Here is a 16565-nt window from a genome sequence, read left to right on the forward strand (position 1 = left end):
GTGAAAACGGCGCTCAGTTGCCGTTGAACATGGCTTCCAGGGCGGCTTCCTTGTCGTCCTCGGCCGGCTGGGCCTGGGGCTGCTCCTGGGGCTGGGACTGTGCCTGGGGGGCGGTTTCCAGCCGTTTCAGCTGTTGCTCCGCCGCCTGCAGCTGGGCGCGGGTCTCGGCCAGTTCGGCCTGCAGCCGGCCGAGGGCGGGCTCCGCCTGGGCGGCCGGCGCCTGCGCCTTCTCCTGCACCGCCGCAGGTGCCAGGGCTTGCGACAACAGGGGTTGGGGCGCCACCGCCGCGGCCTGGGGAGAGGCCTCGGGTCCGGCCAGCAGGGCCGGGGCCGAATTGTGGTTCAGCCAGTCCTGCATGGCGGAGGGCCACACCGCCGCCCGGCCGGTATGGGACTCGGTGAACACCTTGGTCTGTTCGCCGGTATTGAGCAGGGCCGCCATCTGGTTGGTTTCCGAGTTCCATACCAGGCCGGCCCGCTCCGCGCCTTCCTGCGGGTTATAGCGGGAGGCCAGGTAGAACAGGGGGCCTTCCTGCTGCAGTTCGGTGGCGGTGCGCAGCAGGTTGACGGTGGTGTCGTAATGGGGGCCGAGCAGGCCGGTCATCCGGGTTTTGATCACCGGTTGTTCGAACAGGTTGGTGGTGTTGGGGTCCAGCCCCACCATGGGTTTGAGCAGGGCCCACATCAACTGGCCCGGGCCCATGGCCAGCATGGGGGCCACACAGGCACTCAGCAACAGGCTGAGCGCGGCCGCTTTCAGCAGGGTTAGCAGACGCATCTGAGAATCCATTTAATTTATTAAAAACAAAGGTTTACCTATACGAGTCCGGCACGGGGCCGCACAAATGGAGCAGGCGCGCGCACGTTACCATAAATTGGCCAAAAAGAGGCCGGCGGGGTAAAAAAATAGTACCCTGCCCGGCGGCACGGCCCCGGAAAAGCCCAGCCGGTTCAACGGCAAAGGCGGTTTTTTCGGCGGCCGGGGCGGACGGCGGCGCTGCGACAGTCCCTGCGTGCGGCGGTGCTTATCGCGTCCCATGGCCGGCGCGGACGGCGGGCCGAAACGCCAGGCATGATCCCGGGGCGACTTTTTGGCACCCTTGGCCCTTTTCAGGAGACGGCAATGACGAAGACAGCAACACTGGGGGCGGCGCTGGCCCTGTTACTGAGCGCCTGTAGCGGCGAGCCCGGGCGGGAGATCCGCCTGCTCAGCGGCGAGAGCGAGCAGGAGCTGGCCAGCAGCCATATGGCCCGGGCCGTGCTGGAGCAGGCGGGCTTCGAGGTGAGCATCGGCCGGGCCAACCTCGGCCAGAGCTGGCAGCGGCTGTGGGCCGGTGAGGCGGACGCCAGCCTGAGCATCTGGATGCCCGAGGCCTCGGCCCCCTTCGTGGAACGCTTTTTCGAGCGCTTGCACGACCTGGGGCCCAACTATCTCGGGCCCGGGCTCGACGGGACCCGGCGGCCGGCAGGCGACAGGCCCCATACCCTGGCCCGGCGCGCCCTGGAGCAGGACGCGCCCGAGGCCCTGGCGATCCTGGCCGGGCTGCGCTGGCAGCAGCCGGAGCTGGAGCGGGTGCTGGCCGAGTGGGAGCAAAGCGGCGACTGGGAGCAGGCCGCCGCGGCCTGGCTGGCGCAGCGCCAGCCCCCGGCCGCACCGGAATAACGCCGCGCCTGCGGCGGTCTCCATGGCCGGCGGGCCCGATTTCCGCCGCCCGTGCTTTTGAGCGACAAATCGGGGCAAGCTTGACCGGGGTCATGGTGGCGACCGGCGCACCGGACTAGACTCAGCAGGCGGTGGCCGAGCGTCGCCGCCGATACCCTTTGGAGGACAAGCTATGAACAGGCGATTTTCATGGACGCGGGTACTGGTGCTGGGAATGGCGCTGGGGGCGGGAGGGCCGGCCCTGGCCCAGGGCATGGGGCCGGGCATGGGCATGATGCAGGGTTCCGGCATGGGCATGGGCATGGGACCCATGATGGATGGCGGCATGCCCTGCGGCTCCATGGGCATGCATTCGGGCTGGATGGCGGGAGCCCAGGGGCCCCTGACCGAACAACAGCAGCAGGCGCTGTCGGCCCTGCAGCAGGAGCTGCATGCCGCCCACTGGGAGCAGATGCAGGAAATGCACAAGCTGCAAGCCGACCAGATGATGTCCGACGCCCCTCAAGACAAGGCCGCCATACTGGAGCTGCACCGCAAGATGAGCGACATCCACCTCAAGATGCTGGAGCTGCGGCTCGATGCCCAGGAAAAAATGAACGAGATCCTGAAACCGCAATAACCCGGCTCCCGGGTGCCCAGGGCACGAGCCAGGCATGCTCCGCCGCTCGTGCCCGGCCATGGACGGCAAAGCGCAGCGCCGCAGCCGCCTCGCGGCCTGTCCGTGCCGGGCACCGGCGAACCTGCTTGAGAAGGCTCATGGCTTTTCAATATCGTCCAGGCGCGATAGTGCCATGTCCCAAGGCAAGCGGCTGCCGGCCGCTTTCATATTGTCATATGCAGCACGTGCATTTATTTTATTGAGTAATCCGTATACAACGAGCTGTTCAACAACCCAAATTGTTCCCATTACAACTACCGCTTCCTTGCTGGCGGCTTTTCGTAAATCATTGTCCCCGGTCAGAAGAGGGCAAGATTCCTGTTTGGCAAGGGCCAAAGAAAAGCAATCATAGCGGCTGGGTCCGGCATAGGTTTGCGTCATTCTGAAAGCCTCTACCATTCCTTCAGACGTCAGTTCCGCCAAAACCAGGCCCAAACCAAGCAAGTGAGAATGCTGATGGGAAAGTTCATCATGATAAAGCAAATCAGATACCTTAAACTGAAAGGGTAACTGAAACATCAAGTCCAGCAGTTGCCCGGCCTCCATATCAATCAGAACATTGGCATCACTAATCAGCACCTGCATTTATGCTTGTGCTCCTTCCATCATCTTTGACTGGCGGAACATAGCCAAGGGTATTTTCAGTAATTCCGCTGCTTTGGCATCTGAAATAATACCTTCACCTGCACCACGATACACCAGTTGCTCAAACAACAGAGTGTGCTCGGCAGGGTACGGCTCACCGGGCTCGGCTTTTCGCCAGCCTCGTGCAGAAAACTCGATAAATTGCTTTTTATATTGGTGTTCTTCCAGAATATTAAGATCTTTGCAACGGTAAAGAATGCCGGCCATGCTCAGGCCATACTCATGTTTGAGCAGGTGAAGTTCTTTCCAGTCAATTTTTCTTCGCTGGTTGCCAAGATGCTCAAAAGCCCCAACAGCCGGCAACAAGAAGGAGGAGGCAAACCGATTACAGGCAACCTCTTCATCCATGGTTGAAGGCAAACTTTCATGTAAGAGTAAATGCCCCAGTTCGTGAGCCAAGGTAAAACGCTGGCGACACCCGGGCCACTGGCTGGAAACAACAACAATGGGCTGACCTTCAACCTTTGCCTGCAATCCATCGAATTTATCGGCCTGTTCGGATGCAGTGATAATCACCAGAATGCCTTTTGACTCCAGCAAGTCGATCAAATCGGGCAAGGGGTTTAGCCCCAGCTGCCACTGATTTCTTACTGCGAGGCTAAACTGTTCAACATCCTCAACAGAGTTAATTTCAGGCAGGCTTTCGGGTAAGGAAAAGTCGGGAACAGGAAAAGCAGGCCAGAGGTTTCTGAGCTCAAACCAGCGTTCGGCCTGGTCCAGCACGTCGGCGGTAATACGATCCAGCACCTTTTGTGGGACGCTGGACTTTTTACGGTACTCCACCCCGGAAAGGTGAACTCTAACCGGCCTGAAGAAAAATTCGATGCGTACACCCAATACGTCGGCCATTTTTATGAGCACAGGAGAGGACGGCATGCTGTGATCATGCTCGTACTTCTTGATCATGTTCGCACTTACACCTGCCGCCTTGCCGAGCTTTTCCATCGACAGGCCAGCAGCAGCACGGGCTCGCTTTAATCGCTCACCAATCATACTGACCTCCGGTTTATAAAACAGTTATTTTCCTGGTTATTGTAAACCGTAAAGGCAGTCCTGGCTATGCCGGCGGCATGGCCCTCAGGCCGGATCCGGTTCGGATCCTCAGGCTCAGTGTGGGCACGAGCCACACGTCAGCCCCGTAACGCTTCCCACAAAAACCGCGCCTTGCGCAGCCGGCGGAGGGCCCAGCCCAGCAGGGCGGTGTCCGGCTCCCTGAATTGCGCCCGCTCCCGGTCCAGCCGCCAGGCCATGCGCAAGGGGGTGCTGTACAGCCCGGTGGGGTAATCCACATAGCTCGGGTACCAGGCATAGGTGGCGTACACCAGCGCGGCCAGCGGCAGGGCGCGGCCCCGGCGGCCGAGCGGGTGTTGATCGTCCGTAAGACCCCAGCCGGCGTAAAACGGCTGGCCCCATACCGTGACCGGCCTGCCGCGGATCAAGGCCTCCAGCCCGGTGAGGGAGGTCAGGGTATGCACGGCGTCGCACTCGTCCAGGCAGGCCACAATGCCGGCCCGGGTTTCCACCAGATCGGCGCAGCGGGCCAGCACCGCCTCCGGCACCCGGCCACGGCGGTTGCCGCTCACCACGTCCGGGTGCGGCTTGAACACGATAAAGGCGTCGGGGTGGGCGGCGCGCACCGCCTGCAGCAGGGCGGCGTTGCCCTGCACAAAGGGGCTGCCCAGCAGGATGGAGGCATCGTCATCCACCTGGCCGGGCACCAGGATAATGGTCCGCCTGCCGGCCGGCGTTCGCCAGCCCAGCTCAACCTGGGTGCCCACGTTGTACTTGGTGAGCGCCCGGGCCTTGAAATGGGCCAGCAACTGCTCGCCCTGGGCCAGCTCATGCGGGCCGAACTCATGGCTGGCCAGGTAATGCTCGATGGCGCTGGGCGTGCGCGGATCGTAATAGATGCCCTGGTTATCGATGACCAGGGAGCCCGGGCGGCGCAGATCCGAGCCCAGCCCCACCGAGCGCAAAAAGCCGTCTTCCATCCGCCACACCGGCAGCGGGCAACCGGCCAGTTGCGATTCAAATTTGCGGCCCCACACCAGCACGGCCCGAGAAGGGGAAGTGTCGTTCCCGCGTCCCCCTTTGCCATTCCCGCGCAGGCGGGAATCCAGTTGTCTGTCATTCCCGCGCAGGCGGGAATCCACGTCCGCCTGTTGCTCGAATAAATCCAACCCTGCCGGCGGGCGGTCAACAAAGGTCACCTGGCGCGCATAACGGCTTAAAAACCGGGGCGCAAAACGCCGCCGCCACAGCGAAAAACCCACCGCATACAGGGTATCCACCGGCGGCACCGGCGGGCGCTGGGCCACAATCAGGTCCAGCAGATCTTCCAGCTCGCAGTGCTCGCCGGTGACGGGATCCACATAACGGCAATAACGCAGATAAGCCGCCGCCAGCAACTGCGGCACGGTGCGCTCCACGCCCCGGCGCGGCACCGCCACCCGGTCGTCCGTGACCCCCCAGCCGGCATAAAAGGGCGCGCCAAAGCACACCACCGGCTTGCCGGCCAGCAGCGCCTCGAACCCCAGCTGGGAGGTAACGGTATACACCTTGTCCACCGCCGCCATCAGCGCAAAGGGATTGATGCTGTCGGCCAGCAGCAGCACATCGTCTCCCGCCGCCCCGGTCAGATAGCCCCGCTTTTTGCCCAGCAGCACATCCGGGTGGGTGCGGATGATCAGCTGGGCGTCGGGGTTCTCGTCGCGGGCGGCGGCCAGCATCGCCATAAAGGACTGCTCATTCGCCAGCCCCAGGCGCACCGCCTGATCGCCCCGGGTCTGGTCCACCAGCAGCACCCGGGGGCGGGCGGCATCCAGCCGGGCCGCCACCGCCGGCGGCAGCCGGTTATCGGCATAGCAGTTGTACTTGGTGATCCCCTGGCCGACCAGCCGCTCCCGCAGCTGCTCCGCCCGCCGTTGCCAGTTCTGGCTCCACCAGCTTATATCCTGCAGCATTTGCTCCAGCCGGCTGGGGCGGGTGGCGTCGTAATACACGCCCAGCTCGTCCACCAGCAACGACAGCCGGGTGGCGCCGGACGCCGGGTGGCCGATGTAGCCGACAAAGCCGTCTTCCAGCTGCCAGAACGGCAGGCCCCGCCACGCCGCCAGCCGGCGGGCACGTTTGGTATTGGGCTTCATGCCCCAGCCCACCACGGCCGAGGCGCCGGCCGTTGCCGGCCAGCCAATGGCGTGCGGAGCCAAAAACGCATTCAGCACCCGGCGCTGGCGCCAGATGCCCAAAGAAATAGTTAACAGCATAGGATAATTGCTCCGACCCCTTTTTCCGGGGGTTACGCCTGCTCCCGCTCGAAGGCGACGATTTGCCGCCGCTCGCGGGAAAATTCCACCCCGATCAGGTGGATGGGCAAACCCCGGGTGCGGTATTTTTCCGCGTAATTCTTCTCTTTAAGCTGTTGCAGCGCCTTGCCTTCGGGCAGTTGCTCCACCACCTTGAATTCGAACAGGTAAATCTGGCCGTTAAAGTCGACCGCCATGTCCACCTTGCCGGTGTTGGAGGCGTCCTCCACCGTCACCGCGAGGCCCAAGGCGGCAATATGGCTGTAGAACACGCTGGCGTAGTGGCCCTCGTATCTGGCGATGGGGTTGTTGCGATACCAGTCGTGGGGCAGGGCGGCGAACAGGGATTTGAAATGCTGCTCCAGGGCGGCAAAGTCGTTGGCCTGTAATACCCGCAGCAGGCGAATGGTGGGTTCGGCGCTGTCCAGCCCCAGCCGGGGCAGCAGGGCCTGGTTGAGGCTGGCTTCCACCTCCCGGTTGGGGTAGCCCAGGGTATAGAGCCAGTAGCTGGGCACCGGCTCCTCCTTGTGGCGGATGGTGAGATAACCGGTCTGGAACAGCAGCGCCTCGGTGCTGATATTGTCTACGTCAAACTGCCCCAGCAGGTTGAGCGGGCTTTCCAGCCGGTCCAGCTGCGGGGTGAAAAAGCCGCGCTCGGCCAGCAGTTTGACCAGAAAGCCGGGGGTAGCGCTCTCGAACCAGTAGGGGCGGAATTCCCGCTCCTGAAACAGCAACAGCACATCGAAGGGGTTGTATACCGGCTCGCCGTCCCAGTTGTAGCCGTTGTACCAGGTTTTTATCTGCCCCCGATCCAGCCCCGGCAGCTCGGGCGCGAACACGGTATCCAGATCCTGCTCGGTATAACCGCAGATGGCCGCATAATCCCTGGACAGGGTGATATCCCGCAGGTTGTTCAGCCCGGAGAACAGGCTGACCTTGCTGAATTTGGACACCCCGGTCAGCAGGCAAAAACAGAGGTGGGGGTCGGCGTCTTTCAGCACCGAATACAGGTTTTTCAGCCCCTCGCGCAGCTCGGTGGCGATGGCCGTATCGGTGATGTTGTCCAGGATCGGCTTGTCGTATTCGTCGATCAGCACCGCCACCTGTTCGCCATGTTGCTCATGGGCACGGCGGATAAGTTCGCCAAAGCGGCCGCCTATGGTCTCGTTAACCAGGCTTACTCCCAGCCGCTCGGCCTGTTCGTTCAGTTGCTCGTGGATATTTTGGTCGAGTAGCGGGCGCCCGTTCATCACCCCGCTGCCAAATCCCAGGCGGACCACCGGGCGGGGACGAGACCAGTCCCACTGGCCGTGGATAAAGAGGCCCTGGAACAAGGGCTCTTTGGCCTCGAACAGCTGGTGCAGGGTGTCGAGCAGCAGGCTTTTGCCGAAGCGGCGCGGGCGGGACAGAAAGTAGTAGCTGCCCTGCTCTAGCAACCGGTGGATAAAGGGGGTTTTATCCACATAGTAATAGCCGCCGGTGCGGATCTTCTCGAAAGATTGCACCCCGGTGGGAAGCTTGCGTCGCCCTGCCATGGTTTGCTCCTGTCGGCCCGGAAGAAACGGCCATTGTAGCACAGCGCAAAAAAGGGGCCGGAGACAATTAAGGGCGTGTCTACCGGTGCCCGGGGCCAGGGCACAGTGGACCACCCACAGCGCAACAGGCAGGGATTAACCCAATGCCTTGATGCCCTGGCGGGCAAAGTCGAGCAACGCCTGGTGATAGCCGGATAACACCACATCCTGCACTATGGCGGGGTCGACCTCGAGGTCATGGTGCACCAAGGCATTTCTTTCTCCGGCCAATCACCTAAATAGCTGTTCCGAATAGTAGATCACTGTCGGCAACGACCGGGTTCCGCTAAGCAGACCCTCCGCGTCAGGGATGGCACGGCGGAGCCCCCAGGGATGGGTTCACGGCGTGTCTGCGTGCGGGGCCCGGTCGATGTAGCACTATTAGGATCAGTTATTTAGCGCCAGGGCGCGGTCGATTGAATTAAATGTGCAAAATATCACTCAAAATAAGCTGACTAATCATTATTTGGGTATTTTATTGCTCAATAAGGGGCTTCCTTGCTATTGTTGAGCAATATAATTCTCACCGCATTGCGAGGTAACTCAGTGTGGAACCCATCAACCTCACCATTCAGATTTTCCACCAGGGGAACTGGCAGGACGCGGCCGAGCTGATCATAACGCAACCCCAACTCGGCAGAAGCGGACCGGTGCGGCTGGGATACGACTTCGACTACGCCATTCAGTTCCAGTACCGGGACGACGAACATGCCTGCGGCCTTACCTTGCCCGTGGAGCTGATGATCCCGCACGACTCGCCCACCTGGTTCGGCTTTTTGGAGGACATCATGCCCGCCGGCGCGGCCCGCCGATATTGGGTGAACCAACTGGGGCTGGGCAATATGCCACCGGAAAGGCAGGACACCGAGTTGCTGCGCCAGGGCACCATAGCTCCGGTTGGCAACCTGCGCATCAAGGAAGCCTTGCCCGAGCTGCCCGCCGGCAGCGGCCTCAAGCAGCGGCGTTTTTCCGTGCAGGACGTGGTGGAGCGCGACACCGACTTTCTGGAGTATGCCCAGCAAATGGGTGCGGCCAGCGGGGGCGCCACCGGTGCCGGCGGGGAAGCGCCCAAGCTGCTGCTGCGTTGTTCAAGCAACGATGACGTGTGGATAGACACCTTTCAGGACGATCCGTACAACCCGGATGGCCATTACCTGGTTAAATTTCCGCGCAACAACCGCGGCCCCATCGATTGCGACATTCTGCGCGCCGAATATCACTATTATCAGGAGCTGCACAGCCTGGGCGTGAGCACCATCAGCACCGCAGGCATGCGGCTGTTGGAAGGCGAACGCTTTCCTTCCCTGTGGCTGCCCCGCTTTGACGTGGCCATGGCAAACGGTCGCCAGATCCGCTACGGGCTGGAATCCGTTTACTCGGTGTTCAACAAGGCACCGGGCAGCTATTTAAAGCATCAGGATGTACTGCGCAGCCTGGTTACGCTGCTGGAAAAGCAACACCGGGTAACGGAGCTGGGGGAAAAGTTTGCGCGGCAGGCATTTGTGATTGAGTGGGTAAAGCGGGATCTGTTGAACGTGGCCTTTGGCAACTCGGACAACCACGGCCGCAACACCGCCCTGCTGAAAAAGCCCGAAGGGATCTGGCTCTCGCCGGTGTACGACTTTGCGCCCATGAAGGCCGACCCGGAAACGGTGCCCAGGGCCACCACCTGGGGCAGCCCGCTGGAAGAAGGCGGCCATTTTCACTGGCAGGCCATTGCCGAAGCGCTGGCGGATCTGGTTGAACCGGCGCAGCTGCTGGATGAGCTGGGCGAACTGGCCCGAAAACTGGTCGGGCTTAAGCAGCGTCTGCAAAGCCGGGGCGTGCCCGACAGCATCATCAAGATGCCGGTGATGGGGTTTGATTACCTGGATGCCAAACTGGAAAGCTGGAAATTACTTTAATGAAAAAGCCGAGCCCTACCGAACGGGAAGCCTTGCTGATTGCCCTGCTTACCCAACTGTTCAGCGGTGAGATCACCGAAGGAAAACTGCTGCGTACCCTGAGAAAAGAGCTGCTGAACATGTCGCAAACCGAATACGCAGCCCTGGTGGGCGTGAGCCGGCGGACCTTGTCGGACGTAGAGCGGGACACCGGCAGCCCAACGCTGGCGGTGCTTAACGCCATTTTCAAACCCTTCGGCCTCAGGGCCGGCCTGTTGCCCCGCAGCCCGACCCTGATGAAAAAAATGCTGGCCGGCGAAATGCCGGGGGTGGGCTAATAAATTCGACCTACGGGCGGCGGAGGGTTACATCGGGGGCTACCGTAGGATCCACTTCAGTGGACCGTCCCCAGGGCAAGATTACGAACCCCCCAGGGGTGGGATTAACCCAATGCCTTGATGCCCTGGCGGGCAAAGTCGAGCAACGCCTGGTGATAGCCGGATAACACCACATCGTGCACTATGGCGGGGTCGACCTCGAGGTAATCGTGCACCAAGGCATTTCTCAGGCCAATCACCTTGCGCCAGGGCGTATTTTTATCGATCACTCCTTTTTCGGCCAGCCGGTTGAATGCGGTGAGTGCCTCGTTGCTGGCCATGCCGGTTTCCTTCCTGGCCCAGTGCTTGGCCAGGCCAATGCAAGACTCAATAAGTACCTGAAGCGTCCGCTCGGCAGCCCTTTGCTCAAACCGGCTCCAGGGCCCCTGCTGCAGCCGCCGCTTAAGCTCGGCCAGGTCCAGCTCACACTGGTCGACATGCTCTTTTTGCGCATTCAAGTAGGCATTTGGCCCGGTGTTATTCATGCAGCCCTCCGGTTTTGTTGGCATGAACAAGTCCAGCTCCCACATGGAATAAATGCGCTGCTCCGCTTGCATGCGGTGGGCAGGAAACTGATCCAGCAGCAGCTTGCCCTGATCCAGTACATTCCAGCCAAGGGGAATGGGAGCAATGGCCAGATCCACCACGCTGATGGAACCTTCCGGCATGGCAAGCCGGTGTTGCCAGTCTATCGCCACTTCTTCCGGCCTCAACCGGCGGGAGAGCGCATCCGGCAGCCAGCTGGTAAACACCACCCCAAAATCGTAGTCGCTGGCGGCATGATGATCCCCTCTTGCCCGAGAGCCATAAAGCCACAGCGCGGCAATGTCCGGCCGCCGGCGCGCCAGCTCAATAATCTTCGCAAGTTGCTCCATGCCGACCTCTTTTCCGCTTAAGGCGTGATGTGAAACAGTATATCGAATTGAAATCCGGGCAGCAGGCTTTGTATGAGAAGGAGCATCATCAAGGCGAAAGGGGTTACGCCGGGGTCTGCCGTAGGGTCCATTTCAATGGACCTCCCACCGCCGGCGCGGTGGTTCGGTCGAATAAATTCGACCCTTGGTGGGATTGCGCGGTGGTTTTACCTTGCCGCCTGTGTTCCGGGTTCCCCGCACTCCTGCACTTTCCCCGTCACTCCCGCACTTTCCCCGTCACTCCCGTACTTTCCCCGCCACTCCCGTACTTTCTCCGTCACTCCCGCATTTTCCCCGTCACTCCCGCACTTTCCCCGTCACTCCCGCGAAGGCGGGAGTCCAGGACGGTATGCACCATGCCGTGCCGGGCATCTGGATCCCCGCCTACGCGGGGATGACGGCAGTGGGAGCGGGAATGATATTCCCGTCACTCCCACACTTTCTCCGTCACTCCCGCGAAGGCGGGAGTCCAGGGCGGTATGCACAATGTCGCGCCGGGCCTCTGGATCCCCGCCTACGCGGGGATGACGGCAGTGGGAGCGGGAATGATATTCCCGTCACTCCCGCACTTTCTCCGTCACTCCCGCGAAGGCGGGAGTCCAGGGCGGTATGCACAATGTCGCGCCGGGCCTCTGGATCCCCGCCTTCGCGGGGATGACGGCTGTGGGAGCGAGGATGATGGTAGGGGCGCGCGAGGATGACAAGAAGCGGAGATGACGATGGGGGATGACGGTAGGCGCCGGGGTCAGCCCGGCAGCTCGGCATCCGCAAACAGCGGGGCTTTTTTGTCTTTTTCCGAGAGCAGGGGCGCCAGGGGCAGGGGCCATTCAATCCCCAGGGTGGGGTCATCCCAGCGAATAGCGCGTTCATGCTCGGGGGCGTAATAATCGGTGGTCTTATACAAAAACTCGGCCACCTCCGACAGCACCACAAAACCGTGGGCAAAGCCTTCCGGTATCCATAGCTGGCGCTTGTTGTCGGCCGACAGATGCACCCCCACCCAGTGCCCGAAGGTGGGCGAGCCCCGGCGAATGTCCACCGCCACATCGAACACCTCGCCCAGGGTGCAGCGCACCAGCTTGCCCTGGGGCTGCTCAACCTGGTAATGCAGGCCGCGCAGCACTCCCCTGGCCGAGCGGGAATGGTTGTCCTGTACAAAGGTCAGGCTCCGGTCAATGGCCTGCTCAAACCGGCGCTGGTTCAAGCTTTCATAAAAAAAGCCGCGTTCATCACCAAATACCCGGGGTTCGAGGATCAGTACATCGGGAATGGCGGTAGCTATGAGGTTCATGGGCGAAATCCGGGTTTAATCATGTTCAACAGATATTGGCCGTAGGCATTCTTGGCCAGGGGCGCCGCCAGGCGTTGCACTTGCTCGGCATCGATAAAGCCTTTGCGCCAGGCAATTTCTTCCGGGCAGGCCACCTTAAGCCCCTGGCGGTGCTCTATGGTCTGAATAAAGCTGCCCGCCTCGATCAGGCTGTCGTGGGTGCCCGTGTCCAGCCAGGCATAGCCCCGGCCCATGATGGACACCGCCAGTTCGCCCCGGCTCAGGTAGGCCTTGTTGATGTCGGTAATTTCCAGCTCCCCCCGGGCGGAGGGGCTAAGGCCACGGGCAATGTCCACCACCTGGTTGTCGTAGAAATACAGGCCGGTGACCGCATAGTTGCTCTTGGGGTGGGCCGGCTTTTCTTCCAGCGACAGGGCCTGGCCATGGTCGTTAAACTCCACCACGCCGTAGCGCTCGGGGTCCTGCACATGGTAGGCAAACACGGTGGCGCCGCCGGCTTGGGTGTGGGCTTTGGCCAGCTCTTTGGGCAGGTCGTGGCCGAAAAAAATATTGTCGCCCAGGATCAGGGCGCAGGGCGCGTCGCCGATAAAGTCGGCACCGATGATAAAGGCCTGGGCCAGGCCATCGGGGCTGGGCTGCACCGCATACTGCAGGTTCAGCCCCCATTGGGCGCCATCGCCCAGCAACTGCTCAAAGCGGGGGGTATCCTGTGGGGTGCTGATGATCAAAATGTCGCGAATGCCGGCCAGCATCAGGGTGCAAAGCGGGTAATAGATCATCGGCTTGTCATATACCGGCAGCAGTTGCTTGCTTACCGCCATGGTCACCGGATAAAGCCGGGTGCCGGAACCGCCGGCCAGGATAATGCCTTTACGATGGGTCAATGTTTCGCTCCAGGATCTCGGTAAGCGTGTGTGCCAGCGCCTGCTGCCAGGGCGGCAGCATAATATCAAAGGCCGCTTCCAGCTTGCGACAATCCAGGCGGGAATTAAGCGGGCGCGGGGCCGGGGTGGGCCAGGCGCTGCCGGCAATGGGGTTGAGCCGGCTCAGGGCCAGCGCCATGCCCGCCCGGCGGGCCTGCTCAAAGACAAAGGCGGCGTAGCCATGCCAGCTGGTCGCCCCCGCCGCCGCCAGGTGGTAAAGCCCGGCCAGGGCCGGCCGCGCCCTGGCCCGGCGCAGGGCATGGGCGGTGACATCCGCAATCAGCGCCGCAGCGGTGGGCGCGCCGATCTGGTCACTCACCACGCTCAGCTCTTGCCGCTCGCAGCCCAGGCGCAGCATGGTTTTTGCAAAGTTGTTGCCGCGGGCGGCATACACCCAACTGGTGCGAAAAATCAGGTGGCGCGAACAGTGGCGGGCAATGGCCTGCTCGCCGGCCAGCTTGCCGGCGCCATAGTGGTTAAGCGGCCCGGTGGGGTCATGCTCCCGCCAGGGCTGGTTGCCCGAACCATCAAATACGTAATCGGTGGAATAATGCACCAGCCAGGCGCCCAGCGCCTCCGCTTCCCGGGCCAGCACCTCCACACCGGTGGCGTTCACCAGGGTGGCCAGCTCCCGCTCGGTTTCCGCCTTGTCCACCGCCGTGTACGCCGCCGCATTAACAATCACATCCGGCCTGAGGGCCCGTACCGTTTGTGCCAGCCGCTCCGGCCTGGCCAGATCGCCGCAATAATCGGAACTGTGGCGATCCAGTGTCGTGAGTCGCCCCAGCGGAGCCAGGGCCCGTTGCAGCTCCCAGCCCACCTGGCCGTTTTTACCCAGCAGCAAGATATGCATCAGCCCTGTCCACCATAGTGCTGCGCCAGCCACTGCCGGTATTCGCCGCTTTTCACATGGCTCACCCAGGCCTGATTGGCCAGGTACCATGCCACGGTTTTGCGCAGGCCGCTTTCAAACGTCTCCTGCGGCGTCCAGCCCAGTTCCCGCGCTATTTTGCCGGCATCGATGGCGTAGCGCCGGTCGTGACCCGGCCGGTCGGCCACGTGCGTGATCAGCGAGGCATAAGGGCTGAAAGGCGAGGGGGCCAGCTCGTCCAGCAGGCGGCAAATGGCGTGCACCACCTCCAGGTTGGTTTTTTCGTTGTGGCCACCGATATTGTAGGTTTCGCCCACCGCGCCCCGGCAGACCACCTTGTACAAGGCCCGGGCGTGGTCTTCCACATACAGCCAGTCGCGCACCTGGTCGCCCTGGCCGTAAACGGGCAGGGGCTTGCCTTCCAGCGCGTTGAGGATCACCAGCGGGATCAGCTTTTCCGGAAAGTGGCAGGGGCCGTAGTTGTTGGAGCAGTTGGTGATCAGGGTGGGCAGGCCATAGGTGCGCTGCCAGGCGCGCACCAGGTGATCGCTCGACGCCTTGGAGGCCGAATAGGGGCTGCTGGGGGCATAGGGCGTGCTTTCGGTAAAGAGATCGGCGGTGCCGTGCAGGTCGCCATAGACCTCGTCGGTAGACACATGATGAAAGCGAAACGCCGCCTTGCGTTTGTTGTCCAGGCCGTTCCAGTAGTGGCGGGCCGCCTCCAGCAGGGTATAGGTGCCGACAATGTTGGTGGTAATGAACTCGGCCGGGCCGGAAATGGATCTGTCCACATGGCTTTCCGCCGCCAGGTGCATCACCGCATCCGGCTGATGCTCGGCAAACAGCGCATCCAGCCCGGCGCGATCACCAATGTCGAGCCGGGCAAAGCGGTAACGGGGCGAGTCCATTACCCCGGCCAATGATTCGAGGTTGCCGGCGTAGGTGAGCTTGTCCACGTTCACCACAGCGTCGGGCGTGTGCTGAATAATGTGGCGGATCACCGCCGAACCAATAAAACCGGCACCGCCGGTAATCAGAATGTTGCGCATGGTATTGTTGTGCCCAGATGGTTGGTTTTTCGATAGCGGCCGCATCAATTCGGCGGGGCCTGCCGGAGCCATTTCAATGGACCGTTCCGATCCCCGTCACTCAGCGCTTACCCCGTCACTCAGCGCTTACCCCGTCACTCCCGCGAAGGCGGGAGTCCAGGGCGGGCACAATACTGCGTTGGCATCTGGATCCCCGCCTTTGCGGGGATGACAACAGTGGAACGCGGGGATGACAACAGGGGAACGCGGGGATGACGATAGTAGGATCCATTTCAATGGACCATCCCACCCACGGCGTTGGGGTTTGGTCGACAGCCGATCTTACGGCAAACTCAGGTTCACCACCTGCGGCTCAGCATATTGACCCAAATAGTCGGCGAAGGCGGCGCCCAGCTCCGGGTGGCGCAGGGCGTATTCCACATTGGCCTGCATATAGCCCAGCTTGCTGCCGCAGTCGTGGCTTTTGCCCACAATGCGGTAGGCTTCTACCTGCTCTTGGGTCATCAGCTCGGCAATGGCATCGGTCAGCTGAATTTCGTCACCGGCGCCGGGCGGGGTTTTGGCCAGCAGCGGCCAAATGGCCTGGCTTAGCACATAGCGCCCCACCACCGCCAGGTTGGAAGGGGCTTCATCCACGGGCGGTTTTTCCACAATGGCGGTAATGGGCTTGCTCTGGCCAACCGCCACCTCATGGCCCATGCAGTCGGCAATGCCGTATTGGTTGACCTGCTCGGCGGCCACCGGCTCCACCATGATCTGGCTGATGGCCTTTTCCTTGAAGCGGGCCTTCATTTGCGCCAGGTTGTCGGTTTTAAGGTTGGAAGCGGCATCGTCTATCAATACATCCGGCAGCAGCACGGCAAAGGGTTCGTTGCCCACCAGCGGGCGGGCGCACAAAATGGCATGGCCCAAGCCCTTGGCCACCCCCTGGCGCACATGCATGATGGTGACATGCGCCGGGCAGATGGAGCGCACCTCGTCCAGCAACTGGCGCTTTACCCGTTTTTCCAGGGTGGCTTCCAGCTCGAAGCTGGTATCGAAATGGTTTTCGATGGAATTCTTACTGGAGTGGGTAACCAGCACAATCTCGGTGATGCCGGCCGCCACGGCCTCGCTGACCACGTACTGGATAAGGGGTTTATCCACAATCGGCAGCATCTCTTTGGGAATGGCCTTGGTGGCCGGCAGCATGCGGGTGCCCAAACCGGCAACGGGGATGATGGCTTTCATGTTTTTATCCTGTCATTGTTTGAATTTTTAGGGACTGGTTTTGCGCGAATAAGGGACCATTTCAATGGACCGTTCCGATCCCCCGTCACTCCCGTGTTTGCTCCGTCACTCCCGCGCTTTACCCCGTCACTCCCGCGAAGGCGGGAGTCCAGGGCGATATGCACAACACTGCGTTGGCATCT

General features: G+C 61.7%; 15 protein-coding genes. 4 read left to right on the forward strand and 11 right to left on the reverse strand.

Annotated features, from left to right (window positions below; translation table 11 throughout):
- Positions 1-13: 13 nt before the first annotated feature.
- On the reverse strand, positions 14-778 hold the full coding sequence (locus tag ACT7DK_RS04485) for a hypothetical protein (protein ID WP_445396731.1): 765 nt from the start codon (positions 776-778) through the stop codon (positions 14-16).
- A gap of 345 nt (positions 779-1123) precedes the next feature.
- Here ACT7DK_RS04485 and ACT7DK_RS04490 point away from each other — a divergent pair, with 345 nt between their 5' ends.
- Together ACT7DK_RS04490 and ACT7DK_RS04495 are read left to right on the forward strand one after the other, a co-directional pair.
- Positions 1124-1663, forward strand: coding sequence for a glycine betaine ABC transporter substrate-binding protein (locus ACT7DK_RS04490; RefSeq protein WP_445396733.1), 540 nt, complete (start codon positions 1124-1126; stop codon positions 1661-1663).
- 172 nt (positions 1664-1835) lie between these two features.
- Entirely contained in the window at positions 1836-2282 is a 447-nt protein-coding gene (locus ACT7DK_RS04495; protein WP_445396735.1) for a Spy/CpxP family protein refolding chaperone, read from the forward strand.
- 135 nt (positions 2283-2417) lie between these two features.
- Here the strand turns inward: ACT7DK_RS04495 and ACT7DK_RS04500 are convergent, their stop codons facing one another.
- From ACT7DK_RS04500 to ACT7DK_RS04515, 4 genes are all read right to left on the reverse strand, one after another.
- Positions 2418-2906 carry a PIN domain-containing protein gene (locus ACT7DK_RS04500; RefSeq protein ID WP_445396737.1) on the reverse strand — a complete coding sequence of 163 codons (489 nt, stop codon included), beginning with the start codon at positions 2904-2906 and terminating at the stop codon, positions 2418-2420.
- Positions 2907-3959 carry a helix-turn-helix domain-containing protein gene (locus tag ACT7DK_RS04505; protein WP_445396739.1) on the reverse strand — a complete coding sequence of 351 codons (1053 nt, stop codon included), beginning with the start codon at positions 3957-3959 and terminating at the stop codon, positions 2907-2909. It abuts the gene before it with no gap.
- A gap of 137 nt (positions 3960-4096) precedes the next feature.
- On the reverse strand, positions 4097-6232 hold the full coding sequence (locus tag ACT7DK_RS04510; protein ID WP_445396741.1) for a capsular polysaccharide biosynthesis protein: 2136 nt from the start codon (positions 6230-6232) through the stop codon (positions 4097-4099).
- A 32-nt stretch (positions 6233-6264) separates the two neighbouring features.
- Positions 6265-7806, reverse strand: coding sequence for an AAA family ATPase (locus tag ACT7DK_RS04515; protein WP_445396743.1), 1542 nt, complete (start codon positions 7804-7806; stop codon positions 6265-6267).
- Between the two features lie 587 nt (positions 7807-8393).
- On the opposite strand from ACT7DK_RS04515, the gene ACT7DK_RS04520 reads away from it, so the two are divergent.
- Entirely contained in the window at positions 8394-9749 is a 1356-nt protein-coding gene (locus ACT7DK_RS04520; protein ID WP_445396745.1) for a type II toxin-antitoxin system HipA family toxin, read from the forward strand.
- The gene (locus ACT7DK_RS04525) at positions 9749-10066 is read left to right on the forward strand and encodes a helix-turn-helix domain-containing protein (RefSeq protein ID WP_445396747.1); all 318 of its coding nucleotides are present in this window, start codon (positions 9749-9751) and stop codon (positions 10064-10066) included. Before ACT7DK_RS04520 ends, ACT7DK_RS04525 begins: the two co-directional genes overlap by 1 nt.
- A gap of 104 nt (positions 10067-10170) precedes the next feature.
- On the opposite strand, the gene hepT is transcribed toward ACT7DK_RS04525, so the two are convergent.
- From hepT to galU, 6 genes are all read right to left on the reverse strand, one after another.
- Complete coding sequence (gene hepT / locus ACT7DK_RS04530; protein ID WP_445396749.1) at positions 10171-10980, reverse strand: type VII toxin-antitoxin system HepT family RNase toxin; 810 nt, start codon at positions 10978-10980, stop codon at positions 10171-10173.
- 784 nt (positions 10981-11764) lie between these two features.
- The gene (rfbC, locus tag ACT7DK_RS04535; protein WP_445396751.1) at positions 11765-12310 is read right to left on the reverse strand and encodes a dTDP-4-dehydrorhamnose 3,5-epimerase; all 546 of its coding nucleotides are present in this window, start codon (positions 12308-12310) and stop codon (positions 11765-11767) included.
- The gene (gene rfbA, locus ACT7DK_RS04540) at positions 12307-13194 is read right to left on the reverse strand and encodes a glucose-1-phosphate thymidylyltransferase RfbA (protein ID WP_445396753.1); all 888 of its coding nucleotides are present in this window, start codon (positions 13192-13194) and stop codon (positions 12307-12309) included. The genes rfbC and rfbA overlap by 4 nt, the downstream gene beginning before the upstream one ends.
- Positions 13181-14086 (reverse strand): dTDP-4-dehydrorhamnose reductase, encoded by a 906-nt coding sequence (gene rfbD / locus ACT7DK_RS04545; RefSeq protein WP_445396755.1) that lies wholly within the window; start codon positions 14084-14086, stop codon positions 13181-13183. The genes rfbA and rfbD overlap by 14 nt, the downstream gene beginning before the upstream one ends.
- Entirely contained in the window at positions 14086-15153 is a 1068-nt protein-coding gene (gene rfbB / locus ACT7DK_RS04550) for a dTDP-glucose 4,6-dehydratase (protein ID WP_445396757.1), read from the reverse strand. Before rfbB ends, rfbD begins: the two co-directional genes overlap by 1 nt.
- 321 nt (positions 15154-15474) lie before the next feature.
- A complete protein-coding gene (gene galU / locus ACT7DK_RS04555) occupies positions 15475-16383 on the reverse strand; it encodes a UTP--glucose-1-phosphate uridylyltransferase GalU (protein ID WP_445396759.1) in 909 nt (302 codons plus the stop codon).
- Between the last annotated feature and the right edge of the window lie 182 nt (positions 16384-16565).

It is taken from the genome of Zobellella sp. An-6, from assembly GCF_052487945.1.

Excerpts from the sequence above, each read along its gene's own strand:
- ACT7DK_RS04525 (WP_445396747.1), top strand. The coding sequence starts at position 9,749 with ATGAAAAAGCCGAGCCCTACCGAACGGGAAGCCTTGCTGATTGCCCTG.
- ACT7DK_RS04510 (WP_445396741.1), bottom strand. The coding sequence starts at position 6,232 with ATGCTGTTAACTATTTCTTTGGGCATCTGGCGCCAGCGCCGGGTGCTG.
- ACT7DK_RS04505 (WP_445396739.1), bottom strand. The coding sequence starts at position 3,959 with ATGATTGGTGAGCGATTAAAGCGAGCCCGTGCTGCTGCTGGCCTGTCG.
- hepT (WP_445396749.1), bottom strand. The coding sequence starts at position 10,980 with ATGGAGCAACTTGCGAAGATTATTGAGCTGGCGCGCCGGCGGCCGGAC.
- ACT7DK_RS04515 (WP_445396743.1), bottom strand. The coding sequence starts at position 7,806 with ATGGCAGGGCGACGCAAGCTTCCCACCGGGGTGCAATCTTTCGAGAAG.
- rfbC (WP_445396751.1), bottom strand. The coding sequence starts at position 12,310 with ATGAACCTCATAGCTACCGCCATTCCCGATGTACTGATCCTCGAACCC.
- galU (WP_445396759.1), bottom strand. The coding sequence starts at position 16,383 with ATGAAAGCCATCATCCCCGTTGCCGGTTTGGGCACCCGCATGCTGCCG.
- ACT7DK_RS04500 (WP_445396737.1), bottom strand. The coding sequence starts at position 2,906 with ATGCAGGTGCTGATTAGTGATGCCAATGTTCTGATTGATATGGAGGCC.
- ACT7DK_RS04485 (WP_445396731.1), bottom strand. The coding sequence starts at position 778 with ATGCGTCTGCTAACCCTGCTGAAAGCGGCCGCGCTCAGCCTGTTGCTG.
- ACT7DK_RS04495 (WP_445396735.1), top strand. The coding sequence starts at position 1,836 with ATGAACAGGCGATTTTCATGGACGCGGGTACTGGTGCTGGGAATGGCG.
- rfbD (WP_445396755.1), bottom strand. The coding sequence starts at position 14,086 with ATGCATATCTTGCTGCTGGGTAAAAACGGCCAGGTGGGCTGGGAGCTG.
- ACT7DK_RS04490 (WP_445396733.1), top strand. The coding sequence starts at position 1,124 with ATGACGAAGACAGCAACACTGGGGGCGGCGCTGGCCCTGTTACTGAGC.
- rfbB (WP_445396757.1), bottom strand. The coding sequence starts at position 15,153 with ATGCGCAACATTCTGATTACCGGCGGTGCCGGTTTTATTGGTTCGGCG.